This is a genomic window from Pseudoalteromonas sp. MB41, from assembly GCF_020966275.1.
GTDB lineage: Bacteria > Pseudomonadota > Gammaproteobacteria > Enterobacterales > Alteromonadaceae > Pseudoalteromonas > Pseudoalteromonas lipolytica.
In genome coordinates, this window is sequence record NZ_JAJJZF010000012.1 from 28683 (window position 1) to 46900 (window position 18218).

At 42.0% G+C, this 18218-nt stretch carries 17 protein-coding genes and 1 tRNA gene; 14 read left to right on the forward strand and 4 right to left on the reverse strand.

From position 1 onward, the window contains the following. Positions 1-79: 79 nt before the first annotated feature. From LPA49_RS12660 to LPA49_RS12680, 5 genes are all read left to right on the forward strand, one after another. Entirely contained in the window at positions 80-634 is a 555-nt protein-coding gene (locus tag LPA49_RS12660) for an elongation factor P hydroxylase (protein WP_036969921.1), read from the forward strand. Further along, on the forward strand, positions 624-1766 hold the full coding sequence (locus LPA49_RS12665; protein ID WP_230236685.1) for an ATP-NAD kinase family protein: 1143 nt from the start codon (positions 624-626) through the stop codon (positions 1764-1766). The genes LPA49_RS12660 and LPA49_RS12665 overlap by 11 nt, the downstream gene beginning before the upstream one ends. Before the next feature lie 2 nt (positions 1767-1768). Further along, positions 1769-2044 carry a YfcL family protein gene (locus LPA49_RS12670; protein WP_036969913.1) on the forward strand — a complete coding sequence of 92 codons (276 nt, stop codon included), beginning with the start codon at positions 1769-1771 and terminating at the stop codon, positions 2042-2044. Between the two features lie 148 nt (positions 2045-2192). Then, positions 2193-3749: an AbgT family transporter gene (locus LPA49_RS12675; RefSeq protein WP_230236687.1), complete on the forward strand. Its 1557-nt coding sequence runs from the start codon at positions 2193-2195 to the stop codon at positions 3747-3749. A gap of 78 nt (positions 3750-3827) precedes the next feature. Next, positions 3828-4376 (forward strand): hypothetical protein, encoded by a 549-nt coding sequence (locus LPA49_RS12680; RefSeq protein WP_075593889.1) that lies wholly within the window; start codon positions 3828-3830, stop codon positions 4374-4376. 97 nt (positions 4377-4473) lie between these two features. On the opposite strand, the gene LPA49_RS12685 is transcribed toward LPA49_RS12680, so the two are convergent. The 3 genes from LPA49_RS12685 to LPA49_RS12695 form a co-directional block, all read right to left on the reverse strand. Continuing rightward, the gene (locus LPA49_RS12685; protein WP_036969910.1) at positions 4474-6303 is read right to left on the reverse strand and encodes a DEAD/DEAH box helicase; all 1830 of its coding nucleotides are present in this window, start codon (positions 6301-6303) and stop codon (positions 4474-4476) included. Positions 6304-6450: 147 nt separating this feature from the next. Continuing rightward, the gene (locus LPA49_RS12690) at positions 6451-6714 is read right to left on the reverse strand and encodes a GrxA family glutaredoxin (RefSeq protein WP_036969909.1); all 264 of its coding nucleotides are present in this window, start codon (positions 6712-6714) and stop codon (positions 6451-6453) included. Positions 6715-6831: 117 nt separating this feature from the next. Further along, positions 6832-7311, reverse strand: coding sequence for a TlpA disulfide reductase family protein (locus tag LPA49_RS12695; RefSeq protein WP_230236689.1), 480 nt, complete (start codon positions 7309-7311; stop codon positions 6832-6834). A gap of 307 nt (positions 7312-7618) precedes the next feature. Between LPA49_RS12695 and LPA49_RS12700 the strand changes: the two genes are divergently transcribed. Then, positions 7619-8065 (forward strand): Hsp20 family protein, encoded by a 447-nt coding sequence (locus LPA49_RS12700; RefSeq protein ID WP_036971655.1) that lies wholly within the window; start codon positions 7619-7621, stop codon positions 8063-8065. A 72-nt stretch (positions 8066-8137) separates the two neighbouring features. Here the strand turns inward: LPA49_RS12700 and LPA49_RS12705 are convergent, their stop codons facing one another. Next, positions 8138-9697: a cryptochrome/photolyase family protein gene (locus LPA49_RS12705; protein WP_036969908.1), complete on the reverse strand. Its 1560-nt coding sequence runs from the start codon at positions 9695-9697 to the stop codon at positions 8138-8140. 110 nt (positions 9698-9807) lie between these two features. On the opposite strand from LPA49_RS12705, the gene LPA49_RS12710 reads away from it, so the two are divergent. The 8 genes from LPA49_RS12710 to rpsO all read left to right on the forward strand — a co-directional run bounded on the left by LPA49_RS12710 (position 9808) and on the right by rpsO (position 18196). After that, positions 9808-10587 (forward strand): DUF4124 domain-containing protein, encoded by a 780-nt coding sequence (locus LPA49_RS12710; RefSeq protein WP_036969907.1) that lies wholly within the window; start codon positions 9808-9810, stop codon positions 10585-10587. Between the two features lie 725 nt (positions 10588-11312). Then, positions 11313-11389 (forward strand) — tRNA-Met (locus tag LPA49_RS12715). Between the two features lie 293 nt (positions 11390-11682). Next, the gene (gene rimP / locus LPA49_RS12720; RefSeq protein ID WP_036969905.1) at positions 11683-12138 is read left to right on the forward strand and encodes a ribosome maturation factor RimP; all 456 of its coding nucleotides are present in this window, start codon (positions 11683-11685) and stop codon (positions 12136-12138) included. A 38-nt stretch (positions 12139-12176) separates the two neighbouring features. Beyond that, on the forward strand, positions 12177-13676 hold the full coding sequence (gene nusA / locus LPA49_RS12725) for a transcription termination factor NusA (RefSeq protein ID WP_036969904.1): 1500 nt from the start codon (positions 12177-12179) through the stop codon (positions 13674-13676). A 25-nt stretch (positions 13677-13701) separates the two neighbouring features. After that, the gene (infB, locus tag LPA49_RS12730) at positions 13702-16359 is read left to right on the forward strand and encodes a translation initiation factor IF-2 (protein WP_065978793.1); all 2658 of its coding nucleotides are present in this window, start codon (positions 13702-13704) and stop codon (positions 16357-16359) included. Positions 16360-16469: 110 nt separating this feature from the next. Beyond that, positions 16470-16874, forward strand: a complete 405-nt coding sequence (gene rbfA, locus LPA49_RS12735; protein WP_036969898.1) for a 30S ribosome-binding factor RbfA — start codon at positions 16470-16472, stop codon at positions 16872-16874. Then, positions 16874-17818, forward strand: a complete 945-nt coding sequence (truB, locus tag LPA49_RS12740) for a tRNA pseudouridine(55) synthase TruB (protein WP_230236691.1) — start codon at positions 16874-16876, stop codon at positions 17816-17818. Before rbfA ends, truB begins: the two co-directional genes overlap by 1 nt. A gap of 108 nt (positions 17819-17926) precedes the next feature. Continuing rightward, positions 17927-18196, forward strand: a complete 270-nt coding sequence (rpsO, locus tag LPA49_RS12745; RefSeq protein WP_036969894.1) for a 30S ribosomal protein S15 — start codon at positions 17927-17929, stop codon at positions 18194-18196. Positions 18197-18218: the final 22 nt, after the last annotated feature.

Here is an 18218-nt window from a genome sequence, read left to right on the forward strand (position 1 = left end):
TAGGCTGAAAAGTCCGTACAATTCGCCTCGTTTTTGGTGCGTTGTTGTAACGCTTTTAACGAGATGAATGTAAGCCAGTATGCATCAGATTGCCGATTTAATCGCTATTTTTGACAGCACTTTTTATCAAAGCCATAACACGCGCTTAATTAAAGGTGCTGACGAGCCTATTTACCTGCCTGCAGATGAGCAAACGACTTATCATCAAATTGTCTTTGCGCATGGTTTTTACGCCAGTGCACTCCACGAAATTGCCCATTGGCTGGTGGCAGGTGAAAAACGCCGCTTACTGGAAGATTATGGCTATTGGTATTGTCCTGATGGTCGTGATAAACATCAGCAAGCTGAGTTTGAAGCGGTAGAAGTTAAACCCCAAGCAATAGAATGGGCGCTTAGCGCTGCGGCAGGCTTTGACTTTAATGTTTCGGTCGATAATTTAAATGGCGAACAAACGTGTCGTTTTGCTTTTCAGCAGCGTGTTCACCAGCACCTATTAAGTTTACTAGCGTCTGGTTTTAATCAACGAACTTACGCACTACTAAAAGCACTCAGTGATTTTTATAAGACCCCGTGGCCACTGACAAGTGCACAATTTGTATGGCAACATCCAGGAGAGTTATCTGATGCAGTTTAAGTTAGGTTTAATTGTAAACCCTGTTGCAGGGCTTGGTGGCAGTGTAGCTCTTAAAGGCAGTGATGGTGCTGATACAGCAGCGAAAGCCATGGCACTCGGCGCAGAACCCAAAGCAAATTTACGCACCCGTGCAGCACTTGAAGTATTACTTGCGTATCAAGACTCGCTCATTATATACACCGTTAATGGTGAAATGGGGGAGCGAACAGCCACCCAATTAGGCTTTAATACCCAGGTTATTTATCACAGTGGCGACGTTACGACGCCGGATGACACCGAGCAAGCTGCAAAGCGTCTCGTAGAACAAGGCGTAGACCTTATTTTATTTGCAGGCGGTGACGGAACAGCCCGAAATATTTGTCATGCTGTTGGCGACACTACACCTGTGTTGGGCATTCCCGCAGGCTGTAAAATTCATTCAGGTGTGTATGCTATTACCCCAAAAGCTGCGGGCCGAGTGGTTGAAATGCTTGTAAAAGGTGAGTTGGTGAGCTTAGGCGATGCAGACGTGATGGATATCGACGAAGCCGCATTTCGCGAAGGCACCGTAAAAGCAAAACGGTATGGTGAAATGCAAGTGCCGAGCGAAGTACGTTACGTGCAAGCGGTTAAAAATGGTGGTAAAGAAACCGACGAGTTAGTGCTTGCTGATATTGCAGCTTATGTGGTGTCTGACATGGATGAAGAGACTTTATACGTCATGGGCAGTGGCTCAACAGTTGCTGCCATTATGGAAGAAATGGGCCTAGAGAATACCTTACTCGGTGTTGATTTAGTGGCAGACCAAGCGCTGATTGCTCAGGATTTAACTGCACAGCAATTACTGGATCTAACACACGGTAAACCGACTAAATTAGTGATCACCCTGATCGGTGGTCAGGGCCATATTTTTGGTCGTGGAAATCAACAGCTCAGTCCAGCACTTATTCGTGCTATCGGTCGCGATAATATTATTGTGGTCGCAACCAAAACAAAATTACAGGCCTTGAATGGCCGCCCATTGATTGCCGATACTGGCGACAGTGAGTTAGACGATGAATTAAGTGGTTATATTCGAGTAACCACAGGTTTTAATGACCATATAATGTATGCAGTAGGTCATCAAGATGGGCTGCACCCAGAGGAGAGATAACCATGAGTTTAGTAAATTATATTGATGCAGCGCAGCAATATTTTGATGATTTAGTTGATAAAGCAACCGATGATGAGTTATTTGCTGGTGGCTATTTACGAGGCCATTTTGATTTGGCGGTAGGGTATGCGCAAGTTGAAGAATTAAACTTATCAACCGACGAGCTTAATAACCAAGTCGAGTCGAGCCTGGTTAAAGCATACCGTAATGGGGAGCTTAACGAAGATGATAAAGCATTAGTGGTTCGTTTATGGGATGAAGTAAAAGCATTAGCCTAATCGGTGTTGATGTTATTTAAATAAGCGGCTTTGGCCGCTTTTTTTATATAGTTTAAGTACCCAAATCAGATAGCTTAGTTAACTTAAAATTTACCTCTTAACGCGGATGCGATAAGGTAAGCAAGAAATTTTTCTAGGGAATTCGAAAATGAATAATAACAATGATGTGCAGGCACCAAGCGGAGCAATCGCACGTTTTTTAAATACCATTGAAAGGGTAGGCAATAAGCTTCCTGATCCGGCCATTATCTTTTTAGTGGCCATGTTACTTATTTGGCTGCTGTCGTGGCTTTTTTCGGGCATGACATTTGACGCCATAGACCCACGAACAGGCGAGGCCATTGTTGTCCATAATTTGTTGGCGGGTGATTCCTTAGCCACCTTTTTATCGTCGATGGTAAAAACCTTTACAGGCTTTGCTCCTTTAGGTGTTGTGCTTGTTGCAATGTTAGGTGTTGGGGTTGCTGAGCATTCAGGCTTTATCAATACGGGCTTAAAGCTAATGCTAAAAGTCACTCCTAAGCAGCTATTGACCCCGTCTATTATTTTAGTGGCGATTGTTAGCCACACCGCAACTGATGCTGGCTACGTGTTAGTTATCCCGCTTGCGGGGGTTATTTTTTATGCGATGGGTCGTCATCCTCTTGCGGGTATTGCTGCGGCTTTTGCGGGCGTGAGTGGGGGCTTTAGTGCCAATTTCATTCCATCAGGTATCGATCCATTACTGCAAAGCTTTACCCAAAGTGCAGCCCAAATTATTAATCCTGATATGGCGATTAACCCGTTAAATAACTGGTTTTTCACCTCGGCATCAAGCTTATTCATTATTTTATTAGGCTGGTACATTACCGATAAAATTATTGAACCACGCTTACAAAATACCCCACTTGATGGTGACACCGAAGACTTACCCGCTTTTGATGAAGCGCGTAGCGATGAAAAGCGTGCGTTTTATATTGCAAGCACAGTGATGGTAGCAGGCCTTACTTTACTTTGGTTTGTATCCGCTCCCGCAGACTCAGCTATGCGCAGCCCCGATGGCTCGCTGACTAACTTCCGTTCACCTTTGATGCAGTCTATCGTGCCACTAATTTTCCTACTGTTTTGGATACCTGGTGCAGTTTATGGCTTTGTGGTTGGCACGTTCAAAAGCTCTAAAGACATGATTGATGCCATGAGTAAAGCAATGGGCGGCATGGCGTATTATATTGTTATGGCGTTTTTCTGTGCGTTATTTATCGCGGCCTTTAGTAAATCTAACTTAGGGGCATTACTGGCTATTGAAGGCGCACAGCTGTTAAAAGCCATGCAATTACCCAGTTCTGTAACCGTGATTGGTATTATTTTCTTAACTGCGTTCGTAAACTTGTTTGTGGGTTCAAGCTCGGCAAAATGGGCATTACTTGGGCCTATTTTTGTGCCTATGTTAATGCAATTAGGCATATCGCCAGACTTAACCCAAGCAGCGTACCGTGTGGGTGATTCAAGCTCAAACATTATCACCCCGTTAATGCCTTACTTCCCATTGGTTGTCGTGTACTGCCAGAAGTATGTTAAAGGCACCGGTATCGGCACCTTAATTGCCATGATGCTGCCGTACTCTATCGCGTTCCTAATCGGCTGGAGTATCTTCTTACTAGCATATTGGGGCTTAGGCATCCCACTCGGCCTACAGTCAAGCTACGTGTACCCAGCGGGTTCATAACCATAAAAATAATAAAGCCTCAGCCATGCTGAGGCTTTTTCAATTTCTATTTATTTAGATTTCATATGGGAAATATAATTGAAACTTAAAATAGATATTAAATCATTACCTCAAGTTGAGTTTCGACCATATATGATTGAATGTGCATATGATTATTATATGGTAGCTAAAACTGCGTCGCATCAGAGAATGGGGCTTCAAAGTGTTTTATCGGTTTTATCTATCGAAATACTATTTAAAAGTTTTAATGCTCTTGCTGTAGGTAATATAAGTAAGCCAAATGAAACATATATCTTCGATAGAAAAAGTTTACCAAAGAAGTCTGATCCACATGATTTAATTATTCTATATCACTCATTACCTCTTGATATCGCAAAATTTTTAGTTAATAAAAATGAGCTTGAAATTCTAGAAAAATATAGAGAATCTTTTAAATCAAGCCGCTACATTTATGAGCCTAATGCTAGTAAATTACATAGGGACGACATAATCAAGCTAGCAGCAAAATTAATATGTTATGTAGTTTTCTTATATAAGGAGCAAGGGTGCAAAGATAGTTTTATTCAATATTTTAATGTTGATGAATTTTTCTTTAATGATGTCCAAAAGTTTCTAGGTGTTTATTAACTTAAGACTGAAAGTTTAGGCTGACAGCTTTACTTCAGACACAAAAAAACCTTGTCACTCTCATGACAAGGTTTTTTTAGTCGTTAGCTTTAAACGCTTAGTTTGCTGTGAAGCTTACTGGACGACGCTCTTTACGAGGGCCACTACGTTTTTCACCACGGTCTTTGTCTTTGAAGCTACGCTTTTTATCACTGCGCTCACCTGCTGGGCGTTCGCTGCGCTCTGGGCGCTCAGAAGCGGCTTCAGCTTTGGTGAGTGTCATTCCCATTGGGCGTTTACAAATAAACACTTTTTGGAAGTGATCAAGCACATCTTTAGGCATGTTTTGCGGTAATTGTACCGTACTGTGACTGTCGTGCAGACGAATGTCACCAATAAACTTGCTTGAGATATCTGCTTCGTTAGCAATCGCACCAACGATATTTTTAACTTGTACACCGTGCTCACGACCTACTTCGATACGGTATGTATCCATAGGACCCATGCTGCGGCTGTTACGTTCACGCGGCTCACGCGGTTTACGTTCGCGAGCAGGGCGATCACCACGGTCAGCACGTTCGTTACGACGGCGATCACCACCGCGTTCTGTACGTTCGCCACGCGGTTGAACTTTAACTTCTTCAACCTTGATTGGTGATTGTTGCTGCGCTAAACACAGTAAGGCACCTGCTAAGTCTTCGAAGCTTAGTTCAAGCTTTTCAGCCATGTTGGCCGCTACTTGGTTAAAGAACGTGATGTCTTTATTTTCAAGTGCAATAGTCAACTTGTCTTGCAATGCTTTGATGCGTTTTTCTTCAACAACTTTCGCTGTTGGTAAATCTACTTGTGCAATTTCAGACTTCGTATGACGAATGATATTTTTAAGTAAATAACGCTCGTTGTGTTTTACGAAAAGAATCGCTTTACCTGAACGACCCGCACGACCTGTACGGCCAATACGGTGAACGTAGGCTTCAGAGTCTTGTGGAATATCGTAGTTAATTACCAAGCTTAAACGGTCGACATCTAGACCACGCGCTGCAACGTCGGTTGCAATTACGATATCAAGTAAACCACTTTTCAAACGCTCTACAGTGCGTTCACGTGCTTGTTGGTTCATGTCACCATTAAGTGGTGCGGCAGAGAAACCTTCGCGCTCAAGTAATTCAGCTAATTGTACTGTGTCATTACGTGTACGTACGAAAACAATCGCACCATCGTATTCTTCAGCTTCTAAGAAGCGCACGATCGCTTTGTTTTTGTGTACGTGTGCATTCCAAAATACTTGCTCAACAGTCGATACTGTTGAGTTACGCGCTGAAATATGAACTTGCTCAGGCTCGTTCATGTATTTGCTGCTGATATTTTGGATTTGCTTAGGCATGGTTGCAGAGAAAAGACATGTTTGCTTTTCACGCGGTGTTTTTTCCATGATGCTTTCTACATCATCAATGAAACCCATGCGTAACATTTCGTCCGCTTCATCAAGAACAAGGGCTTGTAAGCTCTCGAATTTGATTGTGCCACGGTTAATGTGGTCGATTAAGCGGCCTGGCGTTGCAACAATGATTTGCGCGCCACGACGAAGTGCACTTAATTGGATGCTGTAGCTTTGGCCACCATAAAGGGCTAAAACTTCTACACCACGAGTATGCTTAGCATATTGTTCGAATGCCTCAGCTACTTGGATCGCAAGTTCACGCGTAGGCGTTAGAACAAGGATCTGTGGCTGTTTCACAGACGGGTCAATATTATTTAGTAATGGCAGTGCAAATGCTGCTGTTTTACCTGTACCCGTTTGCGCTAGTCCCAGTACGTCCTTTCTTTCTAGCAATAACGGTATACATTGAGCTTGGATTTCAGATGGAGTCTTGTAACCTAGCTCTTCAACTGCTTTTAAAATTGCAGGAGAAAGATTTAAAGATTCAAACGTGACTGGTTCTGACATTAATACGCCTCAACGAATTTAAAGAGGCGCGCATTGTATAGGAAATACAATGCAATTGCTTGTATAAATTACAACTAATTTGTATGTGGTTGATGTTGGTCATAATTTAATCAGTTGTAATTTACCAAAATCAACCATGTTTACAATTTATTGATATAACCCTAAATTTTCTTTAGCGTATGCTTCGAATTCTGTGAAGCCACCAATGTGAGTTTGGTCAATAAAAATTTGTGGAACGGTTGGGCAAGGTTTGCCAGCAGACTTTTCTAAATCTGCTTTGCTGATACCTTCTTTAATGATATCGATATAGCGAAATTTAAAATCCTCACGCTCGTTCGCTAGTTTTTCTGCTACGTCTTTTGCGCGTACACAGTATGGACAGCCCTCACGGCCAAAAATTACAGTCAACATATCGCTCTCCTCGATGTAAGTGTGTTGGTCTAGTTATCATATTAACGAATTAGATTCATAAAAACAGTGCATAAAATCGATTACTCTATTCTGTTTTTTCTCTGAGTGCCTCTTAAGTCACTTACGTGTTCGTATGCGCAGCCCAAATTCTGTGGAATACCCCATAGAATGAGCTGTAATCGCGAGTTGCTCATTAATAACATAATACGTTGGGTAGGCACTGACTTTGTAATCTTGTCCTGTATACCGTGTCCCTAATAAAACGGGCATCGTTAAGTCTAGTGAATCTGTAAACTGCGTTATCTCGTCAATATTTTCATAATCAAGGGCAATGGCAATCGCATTCAGTTCGCCTTGTTGATAGGCTTTTTCGAGATTAGGCATACTGTAGCGACAAATACTGCACCAAGGGGCAAAAAAATACAGCACTGTGTTTGTGCCTTTTAAATCGGCAATGGTGACGCGTTGCTGTGGATTGTCGAGTGTCGCTAAATTGAAATAGGGGGCGGGAGTGTGGTCTGTTGGTAATAAATTTCGTTGCTGAAATAGCGTAACGGCATACAAGATGATAGCCATCAACAGCAAGTTTTTAGTCAAAGCGACTATTTTTTTTAAAACTGAGGGTATTTTTTTCATTTTTATTTTGTACGTGCTTAGCCCTTTAAAATCAACTTATTCAGACCAGAATAAGCCTCAATAAATTTCAAAAAGAGAAAAAAATTGCAATTTTTTTTGTAAAAAATCTTGAAAAGATTTTGCTTGCCCATAAATCGTTTAGTGAGGACGCCTGATGGGTCCCAAACAAACCAAAGTAATTGAAATTTATATAATTAATTTAACTTTGTTAGCACTTGTTCAAAAGAAGAGTACTAACAAAATATCGCTTAAATATGAGGATATTATTATGCGTACAGTAGACTTATCACCACTTTATCGTTCATTCATTGGCTTCGATCATTTAGCATCATTAATGGATGCGGCAGCACGCACAGACAAGCAGCCAAGTTTTCCTCCATACAACATCGAAGCATTAGATAAAGACAAATACCGTATCACTATGGCCGTTGCCGGTTTTAGTGAAAGTGAACTGACCATTGAGTCAGAAAACAATACATTAAAAGTCAGCGGCACAAAAGCTGACAAAGAAGACAATGCAGAGCGTAAGTTTATCCATCAAGGAATTGCTGAGCGCAACTTTGAACGTAAGTTCCAACTAGGTGACCACGTTAAAGTACTCGGTGCAGACCTTGAAAATGGACTTTTAAGCATTGATTTACAGCGTGAAATTCCTGAAGCACTCAAACCACGTAAAATTGAAATTGGCAGTGGTAAATTGCTTGAGAATAAGTAATTAAGCTGTAATCAGCATTGTTTCCCCTTGTTATTTGTTAGAAGTAGGCCGCCTCATTTGAGGCGGCCTTTTTTATAATTTATCTAAATTATCGACGCACCACTTTGCGCGTTTGAGAGTGGCTTGTTGCTTCGATTCGTCTTGTTTATACCAGGTGTTATAAATCATGCCTATACGCGGATTTTTGCTAAGCAATTGTTCGTGCTCTAACATGAAGTTCCAATATAAACTATTGAAAGGGCACGCATCATCGGTGGCTTTTTCTTTCACGTTGTAATGGCAATCCTTACAATAGTCACTCATTTTATTAATGTAATTACCACTTGCGGCATACGGTTTAGTGGCAATTAAGCCGCCGTCTGCAAATTGACTCATGCCGCGAGTGTTGGGCATTTCAACCCATTCGATAGCATCAATATAAATACCTAAATACCAAGCATCGACTTCATTTGGGTTTATGGCTGTAAGCAAACAAAAGTTACCCGTTATCATCAAACGTTGAATATGATGAGCATAGGCGGTGTCTAAACTTTGCTTAATTGCATGGTGCATACATTTCATTTTAGTGTTTGCGTGCCAAAAATAGTCGGGCAGGGCACGCTTTGCTTCAAGGGCATTTTTGTTGGCGTAGTCAGGCATATTTTGCCAGTAAATACCACGCACATATTCGCGCCAGCCCAGAATTTGTCTAATGAACCCTTCAACTTGGGCAATATCAATTTTTTGCTGTTGTTGTTCAAAAGCCTCAATCACGCGCTTAATAACCTGCATTGGGTGCAGCATTTTAGTGTTGAGAGCAAACGACAAGCGGCTGTGATATAACGACCATTGGTGCTCAGATTGACAGGTCATCGCATCTTGAAATTGCCCAAAGTGAACTAACAAATGATCGCAAAAAAAATCAAGAAGCTGCTTTGCTTCATAACGTGTTGTTGGCCAAAGTATCGAATGATTGGACTCTCCAAATGTCGTTATGTTATGTTTTTTTATGCGTGAAAGAATGTCCTTAACATCGTGCCCAAAGCACAGTGGTTCAGGAATTGCGTTGAGATCATGTTGTTTTAACTTGTTTCTATTTTGTTGATCAAAGTTCCACTTGCCTCCGACCGGTTCATTATTTTCGTCCATTAATATATTGAATCGTTTACGCATTGCGCGATAAAAGAATTCCATTTTTACATGCTTGTCTTTTTTAAAGTGTTGGCATATATCATTAAAGGGAAGTAAAAAATGCTCTGTGTCGTATGCGTTAATCGCACATTCACTGTTTTCTGAGAATGCCTGTAATTGCTGTTTGAGTCGGTATTCATCGGGATACTGGTATTCAATGCGTTTACATTGGTAGTGTTTCGCTAAACGAGTAAGAAGGGCGGGTAATGATTCGTCATCTTTTGTGTCATCTAAGGTAAGATGTAGCACATTAAACCCCGCGCTTTTGAGCGCCTTTGCAAAGTGTTCCATTGCTAAGAAAAAGGCGGCAATTTTTTGTGTATGATGTTTTACGTAATCGGTTTCTTGTTTTAGCTCAGCGATGACATAGAGAGTGGTGTGCTGATCTTCGTCTTTATACCAGCTGTGGCTAGCATTGAGTTGATCGCCAAAAATAAATCGCAAAGTAGAGTAATGCACAATAGTAAACCCATGATAATTGATTTAAATTACTACGTAATACCGCTGAATTTAGATCGTGTTGGCCCACAACATGCTTACAGAAACACAGGATAAACAACAGGGACGATATTATGAAACCACGCTTCTTTACTTTATTTACACTGGTTTGTTTAGGGGTCACTTTGAGCAAGGCGGCCAACGCGGCAATTTATCAATGTGAAAAAAATGGCATTGTTGAGTTTAGCCAACAACCTTGCGGCAAAGATGCAAAGTTGATCACCGTTAAAGAGCAAAACCCCACATTATTAGGCTCGCCAAAACCTGTTTCTGAATCAAGCGATGTAACAGCAGAGATTGATAACTATATTCGATTAAAGCAAATAGACGCCAAAATTGCAGAACACAATAATAAAATAGACTCTTACTCAGAACGGATGAACAATGAAATTGCGGCATTAAGCAGTCAAGCCGACGCGCAACTGCACAATTTGGTCGGAGCAAAAAAAGAAGCCGCCATAGCTAAACAGATGTCTGCCGTTTCAGAACGTTATAATTTATTGATCAACAATGAGCAGCGTAATATAGACAGGTTAAGCACAGAAAAAAGCCAGTTAGTTTTGCAAAGTAACGAAACAGAAAAGAATGAAATTGACCATTTTATTCGTAGTGAACAGATTAAACGTGAAATCGCAGAGCACAAAGACAAAATTGACCGTTATCATGTTGAGCTAAATCAACAAATTAAGCGCCTTGAACAACAAGCCTCTACCAGACCGGCTAATCTAGTCGATGCGAGTAGCGACCAGGCTTTATCAGACAAAATGTCTGCGGTGACCAGTAAATTTAATACACTCATTGCTATTGAGCAGCGCCAAATCGATAGACTGAATAATGAACTTACTCAACATTAATTAGTGTCAGCCCTCAACTACGAACTAAGCCGAGTAGCGCAACGTGTATTGATTGAAATTACATTACTGTAAGCAAACAAATAGCTTTTAACAATGTTGGAAAATATACGAATTGCCTGTGACCACGCTTGTTTTAGGTGGCTGTTTAAGCCTCTTTGCTGGGACTCCAGCGTGTCGAAAAATGCGTCACACAAATGGTCTATATCGTGACTTGATACATTCAAAAAGCTTAGGTTATTTGCTATATATTGAATGAAAGGCATCACCAAAGGTAAGTCATCAAGGTGTGACACAACCTTGTTAAGCGCACAAAATAGTATATAGCTTCGTTTGCTAACACTCTCTTCGCTTGGCATCGTCATTGTTAGATTACGCTGGCTCAAATTGTGGTAAAAGGTGTGCGTAAATTGATGGAAATCAGGTTTTAGCAATTCAACATTCTGTTGTAAAAGCCTTTTTTGAAAAATAGATAGACTCATAGGAAAATCGCTTAATAGCCAACACTATAGTTTGTTCTTCTTATAGTGTTAACTATAGACCTATTTTTTCGGAAATAGGAAATTTTATGACAAGGTTGTCATTATTTTTTTTCGTAAAAAATTGTCCAACTAATTCATGCCCGAAGGTTGCTAATTGAGCGCTACATGCTTATAATAGCCGCCATTGACTTGATGTGCTTGCCACTCAAGCAAACGATATTAAGTAATTTACTTGATATCCATTGGCGCGGGATGGAGCAGCCTGGTAGCTCGTCGGGCTCATAACCCGAAGGTCGTCGGTTCAAATCCGGCTCCCGCAACCAAATTCATGTTAAAACATCGTAAGCTGTCTTTAACATGCACAGTAATTTTTTACTGTATGAAGTCGCGCATTCTGGGTAATGCGCGTTTTGCGTTTAGGCTATTTAGTTTAATTTAGTCAGGTAATTGACCGCAACCAAGCTTGGCCCTAGGCCACACAGTTTTATGCTTTAGGTGTGACGCCCCGCTTGGTTCGGGGCGTTGTTGTATCTGATCTAGCATGATTTTATGAATCATTATTAAACTCAGTATTTCAGGGCTATATGCCCTTTTTTTGTTTGTATGGAGGATTTTCGTGACAAAACTTGAGCAAGATTTAGTAGCCATGCTCTCACCAGCCGTTGAAATGTTAGGCTTTGAGTTACATGGTCTTGAGTTTGTGCAAGCTGGTCGCCACTCTACATTACGTGTTTACATCGATCATGATGCAGGGATCACGGTAGACAATTGTGCCGACGTAAGTCGTCAAGTTAGCGCAATCTTAGATGTCGAAGACCCAATTACAAACGAATACGATTTGGAAGTGTCGTCTCCTGGTGTTGATCGTCCATTATTCAAACAAGATCACTACGAGAAGGCACAAGGAGAAGAAGTACGCGTGCGTACTAAGCTTCCACAAGATGGTCGCCGTAATTTTAAAGGCGATTTAGTATCAGTTAGCAGTGATATGATCACACTTTCAGCAGATGGGACTGAGCATATGATTATGCTAAGTAACATTGAACGTGCGAACATCATCGCAAAGTTTTAATTCGAGTGCGAAGGAATAGGGCAAGCGAGGCATAACCCATGGCAAAAGAAATATTATTGGTTGCTGAAGCCGTCTCCAATGAGAAAGCGGTTCCAAAAGAAAAGATTTTTGAAGCGTTAGAGTTCGCATTAGCGACTGCAACAAAGAAAAAACACGATGGTGAAATTGACGTTCGCGTATCAATTGACCGTAAAACAGGTAATTACGATACATTCCGTCGCTGGAAAATCGCTCCTGTGCAAGAAGATGGTTCACTTGAGCACCCGTATAGCGAAATCACGCTTGAAGCGGCACAAGTTGAAGACCCTGAATTGCAAATGGGTGATTACGTAGAAGAACAAATTGAGTCAATTAAGTTTGACCGTATTACAACACAAATGGCTAAGCAAGTTATCGTACAAAAAGTACGTGAAGCTGAGCGTGCACTTGTTGTTGAAGAATACAAAGACCAACAAGGTGAGTTAGTAACGGGTGTTGTTAAAAAAGCAACGCGTGATGCTATCGTACTTGACCTTGGTAACAATGCAGAAGCGGTTATTTACCGTGACGACATGCTACCGCGTGAAAACTTCCGTCCGGGCGACCGTATTCGTGGTCTTCTTTATGAAGTTAAACCTGAAGCGCGTGGCGCACAGTTATTCGTAACGCGTTCTAAGCCTGAAATGCTCATGGAGCTATTCCGCATTGAGGTGCCAGAAATTGGTGAAGAAATGATTGAATTACGTGCAGCAGCGCGTGATCCAGGTTCACGTGCGAAAATCGCTGTTAAGTCAAATGACAAACGTATTGACCCAGTAGGTGCCTGTGTAGGTATGCGTGGTGCGCGTGTTCAAGCGGTGTCTACTGAACTTGGTGGCGAGCGTGTTGATATCGTACTTTACGATGATAACCCAGCGCAATTCGTTATTAACGCGATGGCACCTGCTGAGGTAGCATCTATCGTGATGGACGAAGACACGCACTCAATGGATATCGCTGTTGAAGCTGATAACCTAGCGCAAGCAATTGGTCGAAATGGTCAAAACGTTCGTCTTGCTAGCCAGTTAACTGGCTGGGAATTAAACGTAATGACGATTGATGAAATGCGTGCGAAAAATGAAGCTGAGTCAGACAAGTTAATCAACTTATTTACTGAGTACCTAGATATCGATGATGAGTTTGCAACATTACTAATCAACGAAGGTTTCTCAACCCTTGAAGAAGTTGCTTACGTACCAGCATCAGAGTTTTTAGAAATTGATGGCTTAGACGAAGAAACAGTTGATGTTTTACGTTCACGTGCGAAAGACGCACTGACAACCAAAGCACTTAAAACTGAAGAAAGCCTAGAAGGTGCAGAACCTGCAGAGGACTTATTAGCCCTTGAAGGTTTAGAGCGTCACCTTGCATTCGTTATGGCAAGTAAAGGTGTTATAACATTAGAAGATTTAGCCGAGCAAGGTATCGACGAGTTAGTTGATATCACTGAGCTTTCAGAAGAAGAAGCTGGCAAACTAATTATGGCTGCGCGTAACATTTGTTGGTTCGCAGACGAGTAATTTATTAACGGAGGTATTACACACTATGGCAGAAGTAAATGTTGAAAAACTAGCCGGAGATATTGGTACAACTGTTGATAAGTTACTACAGCAGCTTGAGCAAGCCGGTATTTCTAAAAAAGCAGGTGATATGGTGAGCGAGGCTGAAAAGTCAACGTTACTTGACCACCTTAGCAAGCAGCATGGCGGCACGGGCTCGGAAGGCCCTGCTCGCATGACTTTGCAACGTAAAAGCAAGAGCACACTGAGTGTGACTGGCTCTACAGGTAAAGCAAAGTCTGTACAAGTAGAAGTACGTAAAACACGTACTTATGTTAAGAAAAGCGCCATTGAGCAACAGCAAGAAGAAGAGCGTTTAGCTGCAGAAGAAGCTGCACGTAAAGCAGCAGAGCTTAAAGCCCAGCAAGAAGCTGAGGAGCTAAAAGCGAAACAAGAGGCAGAACGTAAAGCGAAAGAAGAAGCTGAGCGTAAAGCCAAAGAAGAGGCTAAACGCAAAGCTGAAGCTGAGCGTAAAGCGAAACAGAAGCAGATGACCCCAGAACAAAGTGCTAAGTCTGAAAAAGATCGCGCCGAAGCTGAGCGTCTGCAAAAAGAAGCAGAAGAGGCCGCATTGAGAAAAGCTGAAGAAGAAGCGAAACGTCAAGCAGAAGAGGCAAGAAAGCTAGCTGAAGAAAATGAAGCTCGCTGGAAGAAAGAAGAAGAAGAGCGTAAGCAGCGTGAAGAAAGTGCTGATCACCACCTTACGACTTCAACTTATGCACGTGAAGCAGAAGATGAGTCTGATGCTCGTGAAGAGCAAACAGCTCGCCGTGCTAAGAAAAAGAAAAAAGGTCCAGCAAAAGAAAAATTTGTTGCACCTAAAGGTAAAAAAGGCAAGCTTAAAGCGCCTACATCGTTACAGCATGGTTTCCAAAAACCAACCGCAGACGTTAAAAATGAAGTTCGTATCAGTGAAACTATCACTGTTGCTGAACTTGCATCGCGTATGGCTGTTAAAGGTGCCGAAGTTGTTAAAACAATGATGAAAATGGGTGACATGGTTACCATCAACCAAGTGATCGACCAAGAAACAGCACAGCTTGTTGCTGAAGAAATGGGACATAAGGTTATCATTGTTAAAGAAAATGAATTAGAAGAGAAAGTGCTAAACGACCGTAACGAAGAAGGCAAAGCGCTTCCTCGTGCGCCGGTTGTGACAGTAATGGGTCACGTTGACCATGGTAAAACGTCAACACTTGACTACATTCGTTCAGCGAAAGTAGCATCAGGTGAAGCGGGTGGTATCACTCAGCACATTGGTGCTTATCATGTTGAAACAAATGGCAACATGATCACGTTCTTAGACACACCAGGTCACGCCGCATTTACCTCAATGCGTGCTCGTGGTGCAAAAGCCACTGATATCGTAATCCTTGTTGTTGCAGCAGATGATGGCGTAATGCCACAAACTAAAGAAGCGGTTCAGCATGCGCGTGCAGCTGGCGTGCCTCTAATCATCGCTGTAAACAAAATGGACAAAGAAGGCGCAGATCCAGATCGCGTTAAAAACGAATTAGCACAGCTAGACGTTATTCCTGAAGAGTGGGGTGGCGACACGCAATTCGTCCATATCTCTGCAAAAACAGGTTTAGGCATTGATGACTTACTTGAAGCGGTATTAATGCAAGCTGAGATCTTAGAACTAACTGCACCATCAGAAGGGATGGCTGCGGGTGTTGTAATCGAATCACGCTTAGATAAAGGCCGTGGTCCAGTTGCATCTATTTTAGTTCAGTCTGGTACGCTTAACCAAGGCGATATCGTACTATGTGGCCTTGAATACGGCCGTGTACGTGCAATGAAAGATGAGAACGGTAAAGACATTAAGTCTGCTGGCCCATCTATTCCTGTAGAGATTCTAGGTCTTTCTGGTATCCCTGCTGCAGGTGATGAAGCAACGGTGGTTAAAGACGAGCGTAAAGCCCGTGAAGTTGCTTTATATCGTCAAGGTAAGTTCCGTGAAGTGAAACTAGCGCGTCAACAAAAAGCGAAGCTTGAAAACATGTTTACTAACATGACTGAAGGCGATGTTTCTGAAGTTAACGTGGTACTTAAAGCGGACGTACAAGGTTCAATTGAAGCAATTGCTGATTCATTAACTAAACTATCTACTGATGAAGTTAAAGTGAAGATTGTTGGTTCAGGCGTAGGTGGTATCACCGAAACTGACGCAACACTTGCAGCAGCCTCTAATGCAATCGTTGTAGGCTTTAACGTTCGTGCCGATGCATCAGCACGTAAAGTGATTGAATCAGAAAACCTAGACCTACGTTACTACAGCGTAATCTACAGCCTGATCGAAGAAGTTAAACAAGCCATGTCTGGTATGCTTGCACCAGAATTTAAGCAAGAGATCATTGGTCTTGCTGAAGTTCGTGACGTGTTTAAGTCACCTAAGATTGGTGCTATCGCAGGTTGTATGGTGACCGAAGGTATCGTTAAGCGTAGCGCACCTATCCGTGTACTTCGTGATAACGTGGTTATCTATGAAGGTGAGCTTGAATCATTACGTCGCTTTAAAGATGACGTAGCTGAAGTTCGTAACGGTATGGAATGTGGTATCGGCGTTAAGAACTATAACGATGTTAAAGTTGGCGACCAAATCGAGGTGTTCGAGACGGTTGAAGTACAACGTTCACTTTAATTTCGTCTAAGTCACTATTATAAATGGGGGCTAAGCCCCCATTTGTGTATTCGTAATTAAATTAACTTATTTATATACATCAATAAGTTATAATTTTAGAGTGAAGTATAATGAGAGAATTTTCTCGCACTGATCGTGTTGCACAGCAAATTCAAAAAGAGATTGCTGTTATTCTTCAACGCGAAATTAAAGACCCGCGCTTAGGTATGGTAACGGTGTCTGCAGTTGAGGTATCTCGCGATCTTTCGTACGCAAAAGTATTTATTACAGTATTCAATACTGATGATGAAGATAAAGCCAAGCAGAGCGCTAAAATCCTGAATGAAGCAACGGGTTATATTCGTTCTTTATTAGGTAAACGCATTCGTGCGCGCATTATGCCAGAGTTACGTTTTGTCATTGATAACTCACTGATGGAAGGTATGCGTATTTCAAATTTAGTGGACTCGGTTATTCGTGAAGATAATGCAAAGCATGTCAACGAAGATGATAGCGAAGAAGGCACTAAAGACTAATGGCTAGACGCAGTAAAGGCCGTGCAATTGACGGCATTTTATTACTTAACAAGCCGCAAGGTATCTCGTCTAATAAAGCATTGCAGCAAGCAAAGGGCATTTACTTTGCACAGAAGGCCGGGCACACCGGCGCGCTCGATCCGCTTGCAACAGGCATGCTGCCGATTTGTTTTGGTGAAGCAACTAAGTTTACCCAGTTTTTGTTAGACACGGACAAAACGTATGTCGTACGCGCTAAACTTGGGGAACGTACAACCACCTCAGATTCGGATGGCGAAGTTGTTGAAACGCGTCCAGTAGTGGTAACTCGTGCTCAACTCGAGCAAGAGATCGCAAGTTTTTTAGGTGAGTCGGACCAATACCCATCAATGTACTCAGCATTAAAATATCAAGGCCAGCCTTTATATAAATATGCACGCGAGGGCATTGAGGTACCGCGTAAATGCCGAAAAATTAATGTGTTTAGTTTAACGCTTGATGAGTTTGATGAAGCAAATAACGAAGTGCAAATGACCGCCCATGTATCGAAAGGGACGTATATTCGCACTATTGTGGATGACCTTGGTGAAAAGTTAGGGTGTGGCGCACACGTTATTATGTTGCACCGAAGTGCTGTTGGCCATTATCCGAGTGATAAAATGGTGACGCTTGAGCAACTTGAAGAAAAATTGCAACAAGCCAAAGCCGATGACGTTGCACCGTCTACTTATTTAGATGCGCTTTTGTTACCCATGGATACCGCGTTGGTTGACTTACCTGTGATTGAAATTAGTAAAGAACAAGGTATGGCATTTAGCCATGGTCAAACCGTGGTGATTGGTAAGCCCGTGCCTGATGGTGTGGTGAAAGTAATGGCTGATGGTATATTCATTGGCACAGGCGAGCGTCATAAAGACGGTCACCTAAAATCAAAGCGTGGTTTATCGAATCAACTGCCTGAGTAAAGATTACCTTGTAGTTATTGCTAAAGCTGGTAGAATACGCCCGCTCAATCGTTTTGGCTGAATTAGTGATCGGCTAAGACACAATTTAAATTAATTTTTGGAGTTACTATGTCACTAAGCAATCAAGAAAAAGTTGAAATCATTGCTAAATTTGCACGCGCTGAAGGCGACACTGGTTCACCTGAAGTACAAGTTGCACTTCTAACGTTCGATATCAACAAGCTTCAAGGTCACTTTGCTGATCACAAGCACGATTTCCACTCACGTCGTGGTCTTCTTCGCAAAGTAAGCCAACGCCGTAAACTGCTTGATTACCTTAAAGGTAAAGACATTGCACGTTACACTGCGTTAATCCAAGAGCTTGGCCTACGTCGCTAAGAACTAGATTACGAGAAAAGGG

Bases quoted from the DNA above. Each gene is read 5' to 3' on its own strand.
- LPA49_RS12700 (WP_036971655.1), top strand. From the start codon at position 7,619: ATGCGTACAGTAGACTTATCACCACTTTATCGTTCATTCATTGGCTTC.
- rpsO (WP_036969894.1), top strand. From the start codon at position 17,927: ATGTCACTAAGCAATCAAGAAAAAGTTGAAATCATTGCTAAATTTGCA.
- LPA49_RS12690 (WP_036969909.1), bottom strand. From the start codon at position 6,714: ATGTTGACTGTAATTTTTGGCCGTGAGGGCTGTCCATACTGTGTACGC.
- LPA49_RS12670 (WP_036969913.1), top strand. From the start codon at position 1,769: ATGAGTTTAGTAAATTATATTGATGCAGCGCAGCAATATTTTGATGAT.
- LPA49_RS12675 (WP_230236687.1), top strand. From the start codon at position 2,193: ATGAATAATAACAATGATGTGCAGGCACCAAGCGGAGCAATCGCACGT.
- rbfA (WP_036969898.1), top strand. From the start codon at position 16,470: ATGAGAGAATTTTCTCGCACTGATCGTGTTGCACAGCAAATTCAAAAA.
- LPA49_RS12665 (WP_230236685.1), top strand. From the start codon at position 624: ATGCAGTTTAAGTTAGGTTTAATTGTAAACCCTGTTGCAGGGCTTGGT.
- truB (WP_230236691.1), top strand. From the start codon at position 16,874: ATGGCTAGACGCAGTAAAGGCCGTGCAATTGACGGCATTTTATTACTT.
- LPA49_RS12685 (WP_036969910.1), bottom strand. From the start codon at position 6,303: ATGTCAGAACCAGTCACGTTTGAATCTTTAAATCTTTCTCCTGCAATT.
- infB (WP_065978793.1), top strand. From the start codon at position 13,702: ATGGCAGAAGTAAATGTTGAAAAACTAGCCGGAGATATTGGTACAACT.
- nusA (WP_036969904.1), top strand. From the start codon at position 12,177: ATGGCAAAAGAAATATTATTGGTTGCTGAAGCCGTCTCCAATGAGAAA.
- LPA49_RS12710 (WP_036969907.1), top strand. From the start codon at position 9,808: ATGAAACCACGCTTCTTTACTTTATTTACACTGGTTTGTTTAGGGGTC.
- LPA49_RS12660 (WP_036969921.1), top strand. From the start codon at position 80: ATGCATCAGATTGCCGATTTAATCGCTATTTTTGACAGCACTTTTTAT.